Source organism: Streptomyces sp. NPDC045021 (assembly GCF_056432645.1).
In genome coordinates, this window is the sequence record NZ_JBWKIQ010000014.1 from 81,692 (window position 1) to 95,198 (window position 13,507).

10 protein-coding genes are annotated in these 13,507 nt (G+C 71.2%); 4 read left to right on the forward strand and 6 right to left on the reverse strand.

Annotated features, from left to right (window positions below; translation table 11 throughout):
• Window positions 1-10 precede the first annotated feature (10 nt).
• Both AC07DC_RS33595 and AC07DC_RS33600 read left to right on the forward strand, forming a co-directional pair.
• The gene (locus AC07DC_RS33595; RefSeq protein WP_478918273.1) at window positions 11-1,687 is read left to right on the forward strand and encodes a tyrosine-protein kinase domain-containing protein; all 1,677 of its coding nucleotides are present in this window, start codon (window positions 11-13) and stop codon (window positions 1,685-1,687) included.
• On the forward strand, window positions 1,684-2,988 hold the full coding sequence (locus tag AC07DC_RS33600; RefSeq protein ID WP_478918274.1) for an MATE family efflux transporter: 1,305 nt from the start codon (window positions 1,684-1,686) through the stop codon (window positions 2,986-2,988). Before AC07DC_RS33595 ends, AC07DC_RS33600 begins: the two co-directional genes overlap by 4 nt.
• Here AC07DC_RS33600 and AC07DC_RS33605 read toward each other — a convergent pair.
• The 5 genes from AC07DC_RS33605 to gmd form a co-directional block, all read right to left on the reverse strand.
• Window positions 2,893-4,377 (reverse strand): O-antigen polymerase, encoded by a 1,485-nt coding sequence (locus tag AC07DC_RS33605; RefSeq protein ID WP_478918275.1) that lies wholly within the window; start codon window positions 4,375-4,377, stop codon window positions 2,893-2,895. The two genes, AC07DC_RS33600 and AC07DC_RS33605, sit on opposite strands and share 96 nt — an antisense overlap.
• 28 nt (window positions 4,378-4,405) lie before the next feature.
• Window positions 4,406-5,566 (reverse strand): glycosyltransferase, encoded by a 1,161-nt coding sequence (locus AC07DC_RS33610; protein WP_478918276.1) that lies wholly within the window; start codon window positions 5,564-5,566, stop codon window positions 4,406-4,408.
• Between the two features lie 7 nt (window positions 5,567-5,573).
• Window positions 5,574-6,263, reverse strand: a complete 690-nt coding sequence (locus AC07DC_RS33615) for a hypothetical protein (RefSeq protein WP_478918277.1) — start codon at window positions 6,261-6,263, stop codon at window positions 5,574-5,576.
• Window positions 6,260-8,470 carry a LamG-like jellyroll fold domain-containing protein gene (locus AC07DC_RS33620; RefSeq protein WP_478918278.1) on the reverse strand — a complete coding sequence of 737 codons (2,211 nt, stop codon included), beginning with the start codon at window positions 8,468-8,470 and terminating at the stop codon, window positions 6,260-6,262. The genes AC07DC_RS33615 and AC07DC_RS33620 overlap by 4 nt, the downstream gene beginning before the upstream one ends.
• A 105-nt stretch (window positions 8,471-8,575) precedes the next feature.
• On the reverse strand, window positions 8,576-9,589 hold the full coding sequence (gmd, locus tag AC07DC_RS33625; protein ID WP_478918279.1) for a GDP-mannose 4,6-dehydratase: 1,014 nt from the start codon (window positions 9,587-9,589) through the stop codon (window positions 8,576-8,578).
• 97 nt (window positions 9,590-9,686) lie between these two features.
• On the opposite strand from gmd, the gene AC07DC_RS33630 reads away from it, so the two are divergent.
• Entirely contained in the window at window positions 9,687-10,631 is a 945-nt protein-coding gene (locus tag AC07DC_RS33630; protein WP_478918280.1) for a GDP-L-fucose synthase family protein, read from the forward strand.
• A gap of 34 nt (window positions 10,632-10,665) precedes the next feature.
• On the opposite strand, the gene AC07DC_RS33635 is transcribed toward AC07DC_RS33630, so the two are convergent.
• Window positions 10,666-12,144 (reverse strand): sugar transferase, encoded by a 1,479-nt coding sequence (locus AC07DC_RS33635; protein WP_478918281.1) that lies wholly within the window; start codon window positions 12,142-12,144, stop codon window positions 10,666-10,668.
• Between the two features lie 308 nt (window positions 12,145-12,452).
• Between AC07DC_RS33635 and AC07DC_RS33640 the strand changes: the two genes are divergently transcribed.
• Window positions 12,453-13,451 (forward strand): small ribosomal subunit Rsm22 family protein, encoded by a 999-nt coding sequence (locus tag AC07DC_RS33640; protein ID WP_478918282.1) that lies wholly within the window; start codon window positions 12,453-12,455, stop codon window positions 13,449-13,451.
• Window positions 13,452-13,507 lie beyond the last annotated feature (56 nt).

Here is a 13,507-nt window from a genome sequence, read left to right on the forward strand (position 1 = left end):
TTTCACGCACGTGATCGAGCAGCATGACGAACCGGACCTGTTGCGCGACCAGTTCCGCCAGCTGATCCGCTACCGGGCACTGATCGTGGTCGGTGTGGTGATCGGGCTGCTCGGCGGCGCTGCGCTGGCCCTGTCGGGCGCGGACAAGTACGTCGCGACGAGCGAGATCACCGTCCGGGCCGCCTCCGTGAACCCCTTCGCCACCGGCGCGACCCCCGACAAGATCCTGAACATGGGCTCGGAGCGGCAGACCGCCGCCAGCGGCGTCGTCGCGGAGCGCGCGGCCAAGGCGCTGGGACAGCCGGACGCGGCCATCGAACTGCTCGCCAACCTGCAGGTGACCAACCCCCCGCAGACCACGGCCCTGGACTTCGCGTACACCGGTCACAGCCCGAAGGAAGCGGCGGCGCGGGCCAACGCCCTCACCCAGGCGTACCTGGACAACCGGCAGCAGCAGACCGCGTCGAGCATCGCGATCATGGTCAACGGCTACAAGATCCAGCTGGACCCGCTGGTGAAGCAGTCCGAGGCGCTGCGCAAGCAGATCGAGCGGCAGAACCTCAAGGACGCCAACAGCGTCGCCACCAACACCAACGCGCAGACCAACCTGCTGGGCCGGATCTCCGAGCTCAACGGCAACATCAGCGAGCTGAAGGCCCTCGACACCACCTCGGGCAATGTGATCCGCACGGCCGTCCCGCCGACCTCGCCCGCCGGGCTCGGACTGCCGATGGCCCTCGGCCTCGGCCTCGCCGTCGGGATCGCCATCGGGCTGCTCGCCGCCTGGGTACGACTGGTCTTCGACCCGGCCGCCCGCTCCGACAGCGATGTGGTGCGCGCGCTGCGCGCCCCCGTCCTCGGGACGCTGCCGCGGGTCCGCGACAGTCGTGAGCCCGGCCCGCTGCTCGCCCTCGACAACACCGAGAGCCGGCTCGCCGAGGCGTACCGCTCGGTGGCCTTCCGGCTCGCCTACGACCAGCGGTTCGCCGACCGCCGACGGCTGCTGGTGGTCGCGCCGCGCGGCTCCAGCGAGACCGCCACCGCCGTCTCGGTCAACCTGGCCGCCTCCTTCGCCGAGACCGGCATGGAGGTCCTGCTCATCGAGGCCGACCTGCGCACCCCGACACTGGCCGAGCGGCTGCGCTCCGGCGACGGCTCCCGTCCGGCCTGGGCCCGTACCCCCTCGGTGGGCGACGGCGGCTGGCCGGCCGGCCACCAGATCTCCGTCGACGCCGGCGAGTCCGGCTCCTTCGACCTGGTGCCGGGCCGCCGGGTCCGCAACGTCGCCCGCGCGCTGACCTCGGTGCCGGCCACCCGGCTCATCTCCGAGGCCGACGCGCCGAAGTCCGCGGTCATCGTCCACGCGCCCGCCGTGCTCGCCTACGCCGACGCGCTCGCGCTCGTCGACCGGGTGGACGGCGTCCTGGTGGTCTGCGACCCGCGCGAGGTGCACCGGGCCGACCTGGAGCGGGTCCGCGAACTCATCAGCGGCGCCGGCGGCACCGTGCTCGGCGCGGTGCTGCACTCGTCGGGCGGCACCGGATTCACCCTGCCGTGGCGGCGCTCCCAGGACCGTACGGCCCCCGCTCCCGCGCCGGCCGATAACGGCGGCAGCGCCCCCGGGTCCGCGACGGCCGACCTGCTGGAGGGCGTCGTCCCGGAGCCCGAACGATCGCCCGTGTCGTGATCGGCCGGACAGGCCCGAAAGCCTCCATAGCCTGCTCCGTCGCGGACCAGGGCGTCTCGGCGCTCACCAACATCCTGGTGCTGGTGGTCGCCGCGCGGCTGTCCAGCGCCGCCGGGTTCGCGGTCTTCTCCATGGTCTACATGGTCTTCACCATCCTGCTCGGCGTGGGCGTCAGCTACGTCGGTCAGGCGCTGGTGCTGGTCCGCGGCGAGGACCGGGTGATCCGTGCCGCCTGCCGCTCGGCGGCGGTCTTCACCGTCGTCGCGTCCACCGTCATCGGGTTCACGGCCGCGGCGGTGCTGGCCTTCGTGCCCGGCGACACCGCCGCCGCGCTGGCCGTCCTCGGGCTCATCCTGCCCATCGCCCTCACCCAGGACGGGATCCGGTACTGCTTCTCCGCGCTGCGGCTGCCGCACTACGCGCTCGCCGCCGACCTCGTACGGCTCGCCGTCGCGCTGCCGGCGCTGGCCGTGCAGCCGCACGGCGCGGGCCCGGCCCGGCTGGTGGAGGTCTGGGGCCTGTCGGCGCTGCCCGCGCTGCTGACCGCCTTCGCCCTGCTCGCCCCGCTGCTGCGCGATGTCCCGGCGGACCTGCGGAAGTATGTGCGCCGCGGCCATCTCGGACAGCGCTTCGTCGTCGAGTTCGGTGTCGGCAACGGATCCAGCCAGCTGGCGATCCTCGGCCTCGGGCTCTTCGCGACCCCGCTGGCGGTCGGCGCGCTGCGCGGCGCGACCACCCTCTTCGGGCCGCTGAACGTCCTGTTCAACGCGTCGACGGCGTTCGGCCCGCCGCTGCTGAACCGGACGGAGAGCGTACGCGGCCAGGTCCGCGCCACCGCCGTGCTCGCCGCCGTGCTGGCCGGCGTCGCCGCGAGCTGGGCCACCGTGCTGTACCTGCTGCCGGACCGGATCGGCAGACAACTCCTCGGTGACACCTGGCCGAACGCCGCCCATCTGCTGCCGGCCAGCGGCAGCCAGTACACGGCGATGGCGGTCGGCACCTGCGGGCTGCTGACGCTGCGGGTGCTGCGCCCGCGCACCACGCTGCCGATCCAGGTGGTCTTCTCGCTGGCGGCGGTGGCCTTCATGCTCACCGGCTACGCCATCGGCGGTGTCCTCGGCGCTGCCTGGGGCCTGGGCCTCGGCTCCGTCTCGAAGGCGGTCGCCACCTGGCTGCGGATCGGCTCGGTCAGCGCCTCGGCGGCGTCAGCGCAGGAGCTTGCGCGGGTCGGTGCGGAAGGAAGCGACCATGGCCAGGCACAGCACGGCGATCCCGATCCGGCCGGAGGCCTGGAGAAGTGAACCGCGCAGCAGGATGAAGGAGTAGCCGGCGATCAGCGGCACGATGATGGCCGTCATGTCGCCCGGCCGCCCGCCGTCCGCGGTGCGCAGCGCGTAGCGCCGGTCACCGCGCGCCGCGAGATAACCGACGCCCAGGAAGCCGACGGTCATGCCGATCGGTCCGAAATCCAGCCACAGTTCGGACCACAGCGGCGAGGAGAGGTTGGTGTTCTTGTTGCCCATCCACTGGCCGAGCATGATGCCGGTGTCGAGCGCCTTGTCGGGCCAGGCCGAGCGGGGCACGTAGAAGAAGACCGCGCCGGCGAGCTGGTGCCCGTAGGTGTGACCCGCGCCGGAGTGCACCTCGGTGATGGCGTTGGCGAACATCACCGTCTGGTCGTAGTCCTTGCGCGCCAGCGGTTCGAGGACCGAGTTGGTCTCCATGGGCTTGTAGTCGGCCGCGTCGTAGCGGAACCGGTCCATGAAGGGGAACACCAGCAGCGCCGCGACGACGCCCAGGGCCAGCGCGGAGCGGTACATCACGGGGCTTCTCGGGAACGCCGTGAACAGGATCGAGAAGAGCACCGTCAGGAACCAGAACCGGGCGTTGGAAATCGGGTTGTTGACGACGATGTTCAGCCCGGCCGTGGCGATCCACAGCAGGATCGGCAGCGGCCGCCGGCGTGCGATGCGCGAGGTCACCAGCCAGCGGGTGAGGAAGAGCAGCGCCAGCAGCGCGGGCACCGTCCCGAAGCCGCGCAGCGTCGCGGAGCCCGCGTGCGAACCGGCGGTGGCCACCCCGGTCTCCGCGAGGGTGTCGCTGATCTCCTGGCGGCTGCTGAACAGCACCGCGGGCCCGCCGAGCTTCATGACGTAGTAAGAGCTGGCCACGAACGCCAGCACCACCAGCAGATAGAGCCGGCGCGGGCTCACGGAGGCCGCCGGGCGCTCCTTGCGCCCGGTGCGCACCGGGCGGTGCCGGGCCAGCAGGACACCGACATCGAAGGCGACACAGCCCACGAGGGTCAGCGCGAGGGCCGCCGACAGGTCGCTGCGCGGGCCGACCAGCGGGGTCGGGACGCGGCCCAGAACGAGCTGGGCGAGCGAGGCGACACCCATCGCCGCGTAGACGAAGAGCCAGAACGACCCCTGGATGAGCCGGCGGCGGCGGGTGGTGAGGATCATCGACGACAGCCGGGCCCCGGCGTAGCAGGTCAGCGCGATCTGCAGCCAGTACGCCTCGTCATGCACGCCCGCGCCCGGCTGGAGGGCCACGGCGGCGGGCAGGAAGACGACCAGGCCGAGCACCAGCGGCACGGCCAGGGCGCGGGAGAGCACGGCCCGGGGGGACACCGCGGGCAGCTCGGGCCGCCGCATCCCCGCCTCGGGTCCCCGTACGTCAACCGCCATGGCTCCAGCCCCCATTCCGTGCGCCCGATCAGCGTCGCACGTCCGCGTACACCTTTTGCAGGTGGTCCACGATCGCGTCGATGGTGAAGGAGTCGTGGATCAGCCGGCGGGCCGCGACGGAGGCCGCCGCGTGCACCGCCGGGTCGAGCAGTTCCAGGATCGCGCCGGCGATCCGGGCGCCGTTCTCGGCGCCGGTCTCCTCGCGGCTGTCGACGAGCCGTCCGGCGCCCGCCGCCTCGATGTCGGGGGCCAGCCCGCAGGTCCTGGTGACGACCACCGGCGTGCCCACGGACATCGCCTCGGCCGCGGAGAGCGAGAACGACTCCTGGATCGACGGGATGACGTAGACGTCCGCCCGCCGCAGGTGCTCGTACACCTCGGACCTGTCGAGCGCGCCGACGTACTCCACCGACCCGTCGACCCCCAGCGCGCGGGCGCGGGCGAGAGTCGCGTCGAGCCCGCCGGTGTCGGGCCCGGCGAGCACGAAGCGTGCTTCCGGGTACTTGCCGAGCACACCAGGGACCGCCTCGATGAAGTCCTCGGGCCGCTTGGCGGGGTGCAACCGGGCCAGATACAGCACCGTGGGCGGCCCGCCGTGCGCGGAGGCCCGCCGTTCCGGGAGGTACTCGCCCTGCGGCTCCACTCCGTTGGCCAGCCGTACGGTGTTGGTCAGCTCGACCGGTTCCACCACGGCGTTGACGTTGCGGCGCTCGGTCTCCGTCAGGCACAGCACCGCGTCCGCGCGCCGCAGCACCCGCCGCACTCCGAACGCGTCGGAGATCTTGGCGGGGAGCCGCTCGGTCGGGTCGATCATCCCGTGCGTCTGCAGGACCAGCGGCCGGCCGCACTGCAGGGCGGCGAGCGCGATCGGCAGGGTGACCAGGTCCCGCATCAGATGGACGTGCACGATGTCCGCCGACTTCACCAACCGGCGCGCCCCGGCCAGCAGCGACGGGGAGGTGATCCCCGCGACGCCGAACCGCCGGATCAGGTGCCGGGCCTGGAAGAGCCGGGCCGGCACTCCTTCGACCTCGTCGGGCAGCGGCCCCTCGAACTCGTCGCCGAGGGTGACCAGCCGGGCGTCCACCCCGCGCTCGCGCAGCCCGCGCGAGAGGCTGAGCGCCACCCGCGTCGGACCGCCGAAGGCGTGGCTGGGCGTGTGCAGGGTGACGGCGTGCAGAACCCGCATACGCCGGTCACTCCCCCTTCGAGAAGAGCCACACGGAGCAGCCCGTGCTGGAGAACCCGCGCGCGCCGACCGGGACGGTGACCAGGGCCTTGCCGCCGGAGACCGCCTTGCCGTCCGCACCGGTGATCTTCCAGGAGCAGTTCTTCGACGGGGTCGGCGCGTGGTAGGTGCCGGGGGTGATGACGCTGCCGGTCTTCGGCTTGTTCCCGACGGTGAAGGTGCCGTCGGTGAAGCCGTGTTCGGCCGCGTCGAGTATCGGCTTCTGCTCGGGGCAGAGCGCGATGACGGCGTCGTGCGCGCCGGAGATCTGGCCGAGGACGATGCCGCTCGCCGCCGCGTCGGGGTTCCGTTTGGCGATGAACTTGATCTTGTCGCAGGACTCCTGGCCGACTTCGAGCACGGCCGCCGGGTCCGATCCCTTGGGCACCCGGCCGTTCAGGTACTGCTTCTGCTGCTTGGTGAACGAGCCCGTCACCGGCGTCAGCTCCGCCGCCGGAACGGTGGGTCCCGGCGTCGTCGGAGCGGCGGTCGCGGTGGGGTTCTGGTCGAGGCCCCCGGAGGCGGGGGCCGAGGCGGAAGGACCGTTCCCCGCGGACGGGGCGGCCGTGTCATGGCTGCTGGAGCAGCCGGTCAGGAACACCACCGCCGCTGCCGTCGTGATGACGGCAGCGGCGGTGGCCCGGAGCGGGTGGATCATCCGGTGAGCCCCAGGGTGTGGTGCTGGGCGATCTGCGTGGGAGTCAGAACGCTCGGGTAGATCGCGGTCTCGTCGATGGAGCCCGCGAAGTAGCTGCTCGCGGGCTGGCTCGGCCAGCCGTTGAGCTGGTCCCCGCCGACGTGCCAGTAACCGGTGTAGTCCTGGCTGGTGGTGTAGGTGGTGTTGCCGGCCACGAGGTTTCCGTCGACGTACAGCCGCATGCCGTTGGATCCCTGGGTGCCGACCACGTGGTGCCACTGGCCGTTGTTCAGGCCGGCGGCGCTGCCGATGGTGCGCGTCCCGTTGGCGTATGCGCCGAAGATCAGCGAGCCGTTGTTGGTCATGTAGATGTGCTTGTCGTAGTTGGAGCTGAGCCGGCCGTTGGTGTTGCTGCCGAAGCCGACGAGCTTTCCGCCCTGCGTGGTGGTGGTCTTGAACCAGGTCTCCACGCTGTACGAGGCCGGCCGCGGGAAGGCGCGGTCGCTGTAGGAGTACTGGCTGGTGCCGTTGTACGTGACCGCCGTGCTGTTGCCCTGCACCGCGGCGGGGACGACCCGGCGGGTCGAGTAACCGACGTTGTCACCGGCGACCTGGCTGCCGGAGGCGTCCGCCAGGTAACCGGCCGTCTCGTCGTAGCGCCAGTACAGGCCGGCGCCGTCGGCGACGACCTTGGCGGGGTACGACTCGGCGGTGGCCGCGGCGACGGTCGTCGCGTTGGCCGACTTGGCGCTGACGTTGGTGCCGTCGCTCGCCGACACCCGGTAGGTGTACGAGGTGCCCGCCACCACATTGGTGTCGGTGAAGGTGAGCTGCGGGCGCACCCACGGCAGTGAGGAGGCGCTGACGGTGTAGACCGGGGTGGCACCGTTGTTCCGGTACACGTTGTAGGTCAGGTTGCCGTCGTCGAGGTCCAGGCTGGTCTGCCAGCGGACCTGGACCTTGCCGGGCTCCACGCTCGACGCGACGACCTGGGGGATGCTGGGCGCCCCGGTGTCAGGTCCGTTCGAGAAGCGCGTCAGACCCTGCTGGGCCTTGAGGTTGGTGGTGGTGAAGCCACCGCCGGCCCAGAGGTAGTCCTTGCCGCCGCCGGACGCCACGATCAGGACGCGCGGGCCGACCAGCTCGCCGATACCGTCGTTGGTGTCGGGGAACCAGGGCAGCAGCGTCGGGCTGTCGACCGACTCCGCCAGCAGGTGCTTGCGGGTGCCGTCCGGGTACTCGCCCATGGTCGAGCAGTCGTGGGCGTGCGAGCCGCTGTACAGGACCGACTGGTAGAGCGCCAGGTTCTGGGTGGCGCCCAGGCAGGTGTCACGCCAGCGCTGGTTCCAGTCGCTGTAGTTGAAGGCGATCCGGCCGTCGAACACCCCGCCGCCGGTGCCCTCGTTGGCGACGTAGAAGCCGGTGCTGTCGGTGATGATGTCCTTGACGACCGACGTGTTGTCGATGAAGCCGTTCGGGTAGTTCTTGGTGACGGCTCCGGTGGTCGCGTCGACCACCGCCAGGGCGTGTGAGTTCGCGCCGTTCACGGTGTAGAAGTCACCGCCGACGATCACATGGGTGCCGTCGGCCGCCACCTCGACGGCCCGCGCGGTCTCGTCGGTGTCGACCGTCCACGGCTTCAGGTCGCCCGCGGTGTTGATCGCGGCCAGGTGGCCGCGGTTCTGGCCGGCGACGGTCTGGAAGTCGCCGCCGAGGTAGACGGTGTCGCTGGTCGCCGCCAGCGCGCGCACGGTAGCGGTGACGTTGACGTGGAAGTCGTTGCGCGGGGTGCAGGTGGCGATGTCGATCGCCGCCAGGTTGCTCACCCCGACGCCGTTGACGGCGCCGAAGGAGCCGCCCGCGTAGAGCGTCTTGTGGTCCGGCGAGACGGTGAGCGCGCGGACCGTCTCCGTGCCGCCGGTGAAGGACAGGTTGCACCCGGTGGGTGCGCCCGTCGTGGTGTCGAACGCGGCGAAGTTGACCGCGGGCTGCTCGTTCTGGCCGGCTGCCGAGCCGGGCGGCCGGATGGCCGTGAACGTGCCCCCGGCGAAGACCACCCCGTCCGCCTGGGCGAAGGCCCAGACGATCCCGTTGGTCTGCCAGGTCGAAAGGTCGTCCGCCGTGATGGCGACCGGCGGAGTCAGTGCCGTCGCGGACTGCGACGTCATGGCTCCCAGTGTCGCGGCCGCCAAAGCGATGGCAACCGAGAACACCCCCAATTTACGCATGCGTAGCCCCCCAGGCCCTTAGCGTTTGCCCGCGGCTCGTACAGCCGGCGGTGCTGGGCAGAGTAGGGCGATCAGTAAGCCCCGGTCTGCACTTTTGGCGAAACATCAACGATCGATACGGACAGTTGCGCCCGCCAACTGATCAGAGACATGACGGATATCGGCATCCACCATGATCCGGGCCAGTTCGTCCACCTTGACCGATGCCTCCCAGCCAAGGAGATCGCGGGCCTTGCTCGCGTCCCCGATGAGCGCGTCGACCTCGCTGGGCCGCTCGTACTTGGGGTCGTAGCGAACATGTTCAGCCCAATCCAGTCCCGCATGGGCAAAGGCGGTCTCCACGAACTGGCGCACCGTAGCAGGTTGGCCGGTGGCCACCACGTAGTCGTCCGGTTCGTCGCGCTGCAGCATCCGCCACATCGCGTCCACGTACTCCGGCGCGTATCCCCAGTCGCGGACCGCGTCCAGGTTGCCGAGGTAGAGCCGGTCCTGCAGGCCGGCCTGGATCCGGGCGACCGCGCGGGTGATCTTCCGCGTGACGAAGGTCTCGCCGCGGCGCGGGGACTCGTGGTTGAACAGGATCCCGTTGACGGCGAACATCCCGTACGCCTCGCGGTAGTTCACCGTCGACCAGTAGCCGAAGACCTTGGCGCAGCCGTAGGGGCTGCGCGGGTGGAACGGCGTGCTCTCGTTCTGCGGCGGCGGCGCGGCGCCGAACATCTCCGACGACGAGGCCTGGTAGACGCGGGTGCTGATACCGCTCGCGCGGACCGCCTCCAGCAGGCGCAGCGCGCCCAGCCCGGTCACGTCGCCGGTGTAGAGCGGCGCGTCGAAGGAGACCCGGACATGCGACTGCGCGCCGAGGTTGTACACCTCGTCGGGCCGCAGGTCGCGCAGCAGGTTGACCAGGGCGACGCCGTCCGACAGATCGGCGTGGTGCAGCACGAGGGAACGATTCACCTCCTGCGGGCCCTGGTAGATGTGGTCGATCCGCTCGGTGTTGAAGCTGGACGACCGGCGCACGAGACCGTGCACCGTGTAGCCCTTGGCGAGCAGCAGTTCGGCCAGGTACGAGCCGTCCTGGCCGGTGACGCCGGTGATGAGTGCGCTCTTGCTCACGCGGTCCCCCCTTAGGGATCCGGATATATTGCTGTTTTCGTACGGAAGGCTGGACTCAGATCCGCATGGGTGATGCCGCAGGGCATAATCCGGTGCCATGACGGCTACGAGGGAACTTCTCCCGCCCAGCGCCCGGATCTTCGTCGCGGGACACCGCGGTCTGGTCGGCTCGGCGGTCACCCGCCAGCTCACCGCCGACGGCTACCAGGTGATCACCCGGGGCCGGGACGGGCTGGACCTGCGGGACGCCGCGGAGACCGGGAAGTTCCTCGCGGAGGTCCGGCCGGACGCGGTCGTGCTCGCCGCCGCCAAGGTCGGCGGGATCATGGCCAACAGCACCTACCCGGTGCAGTTCATCGAGGACAACCTGCGGATCCAGCTGAGCGTCATCGCCGGCTCGCACGCCGCCGGGGTGGGTCGGCTGCTCTTCCTCGGCTCGTCCTGCATCTACCCCAAGCTCGCCCCGCAGCCGATCCGCGAGGACGCGCTGCTCACCGGCCCGCTGGAGCCGACCAACGAGCCGTACGCGCTCGCCAAGATCGCCGGCATCGTCCAGATCCAGTCCTACCGGCGGCAGTACGGCGCCGCGTACATCTCCGCGATGCCGACCAATCTCTACGGTCCCGGCGACAACTTCGACCTGGAGACCTCGCATGTCCTGCCGGCCCTGATCCGCCGCTTCCACGAGGCGAAGCGCGACGGGCGCGAGAGCGTCGAGCTCTGGGGCACCGGCTCCCCGCGGCGCGAGTTCCTGCACGTCGACGATCTCGCCGCCGCCTGCGCGCTGCTGCTGCGCACCTACGACGGCGACGAGCCGGTCAACGTCGGCTGCGGCGACGACCTGACGATCCGCGAACTCGCGGAGACCGTCAGGGACGTCGTCGGCTACGGGGGTGCCATCGCCTGGGACTCGACCAAGCCCGATGGCACCCCGCGCAAGCTGCTGGACGTGTCCCGGCTGACGGATCTCGGCTGGAAGCCGACGATCCCGCTGCGGGACGGCATCGCCTCGGTGTACACCCAGTGGCGGTCCGAGGCGTGAGGGGTTGGTGGGTGGAGGAACGAAAGGCACCGGTCTAATACGCTCCTCGCCCGTCGACCACGGCACGGAGCGTGCGGGCCATCACGTCGACATCACTGGTGAACGACCAGTTGTCGACGTACTGCAGATCGAGTGCGACCGTCTCGTCCCAGGACAGGTCGGAGCGTCCGCTGACCTGCCAGAGTCCGGTGATACCCGGTTTGACGGCGAGCCGGCGCAGCTCGATCTCGTCGTAGCGGGCCACCTCCTCGGGCAGCGGCGGGCGCGGCCCGACCAGTGACATCTCGCCGCGCAGCACATTGACGAGCTGCGGCAGTTCGTCGAGCGAGCAGCGGCGCAGCAGTCGGCCGACGCCGGTGACCCGGGGGTCGCGGCGCATCTTGAACATCAGGCCGTCGTTCTCGTTGGCCGCGGTCAGCTCGGCCTTGCGGGCCTCGGCGTCCACGACCATGGTGCGGAACTTCCACATGGTGAACGGCGCGCAGTTCTGGCCGTGCCGGGTCTGCTTGTGGAAGGCCGGGCCCGGTGACCCGAGCCGGATGGCCGCCGCGATCAGCCCGAACAGCGGTGCCAACACCAGCAGTCCGGCGGCGGCGCCGGCCCGGTCCATGGCCGACTTGGCGTGGATCTGGACCCCGCGCCGGGTGGGCGGGGCGATATGGAGCATCGCCAGCCCGGCGGGCGCGGCGAGCTGGACGCGGCGCACGGCCACGTCCACCAGTCCCGGCAGGACCGCCAGCGGCAGTCCCGCGTCGTGCAGCGCCCAGGACAAACGTTTCAGCCGCTCTCCCGCCATCCGCGGTCCCGGTGCCACCAGCACGAGTTCCGCACGGTGGTCCCGGGCGGCGCGCAGCACCAGGGCGGAGTCGCCGCTCGGGGCGCTGGGCGTCACGGAGCCCAGCCGGGCACTGACCGGGGCGCCGCATTCGAGGTTGGCGTTCCCGACCGGGACGACACCGACGACCACATAGGCGTGGTCGGTGCGTCCGGCCAGGTGGCCGACGACATGGTCCGCGGCGCTCGGCTCGCCGATCACCAGGACCTTGCGCACCGCGTGCGCCTCGCGGCGGGCCGCCGCGAGATGTCGGTGCGTCATCTTGCGGCAGGAGGCCGTCAGCAGCAGTCCGGGCGCGAGCCCGAGCAGCGCCAGCGAGGGTTCGGAGATCTCGCCGACCGCGGTACGCGCCACGGCCAGCACTCCGAGCAGGATCAGCCAGTCGTACAGGACCGGCAACGCGGCCCGGGACTCGCCGAGGGACCGCGCCGCGTATCGGTGCCGGCCGGTCTGCACGCACAGCCAGGCCACCGCGGCCACCACTGCGCATGCCCTTGGGTACGGTTGACGCGTCGCCTGGAACACGAGCGCCACGGGCAGCGCGATTCCCACCGCGTCGACGGCGAGCGCCACCGGCAGGTACCACGTCGGTTTGTCGCTGAGTCCGCGCGGAGCCTTGCTCCGCACGGGTTTCGGTTCGGCTTCGATCAGACCATTGGGTACTTCGACACGCCGCATGGACCCCCCTGGCACATCGCGACCGGCTGGGCGCGGTTGCTACTTCCCCAAGTAGCAGTGCGCCGTGATACACCGGAACGCTAGGCCAAAAGAGTGGTCATCCGCTGCGGTTTACGTATATTCGAGCCGTTGTTGTGTCCAAGTTAATAGCTCAGCTGCACAAGATGGCCATACAGAGTATGGCGGGCGTCCACTTCATGGTTGCGTCCAGAAGGCGGTGCCACCCGGACGGTACCGGCCCGGTGCGGGACCGCATGCGGAGGGTAAGGGTCCGGCGCCCATGGCGGCGCCCCTTACAGTTGTCGCTTGTGTCCACCTTGCAAGCCCCCGATGACCTGCGCGCCGCACTGAACGGCCTGCTCGACGGTCTGCCGCCGAGCCAGGCGGCCCAGGCGGTCGACCGGCTGATCGCAGCCTACCGAGGCGTGACGCCGACCGATGCCCCGATCCTGCGGGACGCCTCCGACGTCGCCGCGTACGCGGCGTACCGGATGCCCGCCACCTACGCCGCCGTCCGCTCGGCGCTCGCGGAGTTCCAGGCGCGGGCCGGCGCATGGGCCCCGGCCACCCACCTGGACGTGGGCGGCGGCACGGGGGCGGCGATCTGGGCGGTCGCCGACACCTGGCGGCAGGACACCCACACCAGCGCCGTCCTGGACTGGTCGGAAGCCGCCCTCACCCTCGGCCGTGAACTGGCCGCGGGCGCCGACTCCGCCGCGGTGCGCGCCGCCGAGTGGCGCCGCGGCCCGCTGGGCGGCGCCGTACGCCTGCCCGAGTCCGACCTGGTCACCATTTCGTACGTGCTGGGCGAGCTGGAACCCGCCGCCCGCACGTCCGTCGTCGCCGAGGCGGCCCGCGCCGCGCTGGGCGCCGTGCTGATCGTCGAACCCGGCACCCCCGACGGCTACGCCCGGGTCATCGCCGCGCGCGATCAGCTGCTCGCCGCCGGATACACCGTGCTCGCCCCCTGCCCGCACGACGGTGCCTGCCCGATAGAGGGCACCGACTGGTGCCACTTCGCGGCCCGCGTGAACCGCTCCTCGCTGCACCGCCAGATCAAGGGCGGCTCACTGCCGTACGAGGACGAGAAGTTCAGCTACGTGGCGGCCGCCCGCTTCCCCGCCACGCCTGCCGCCGCGCGCGTCGTGCGGCACCCGCAGATCCGCAAGGGGCAGGTGCTGCTCGACCTGTGCACCCGGGACGACGGACTCTCCCGCAGCATCATGACCAAGAAGCGGCACGGCGACCTCTACCGCGCCGCCCGCGACGCGGACTGGGGCGACACGTGGCCGCCAGCGGCGGGCTGAGGATCCACTCCGTCCTGGCCGCAGCTCCCGGCGACAGCCGGGGCTGACGACCGGGG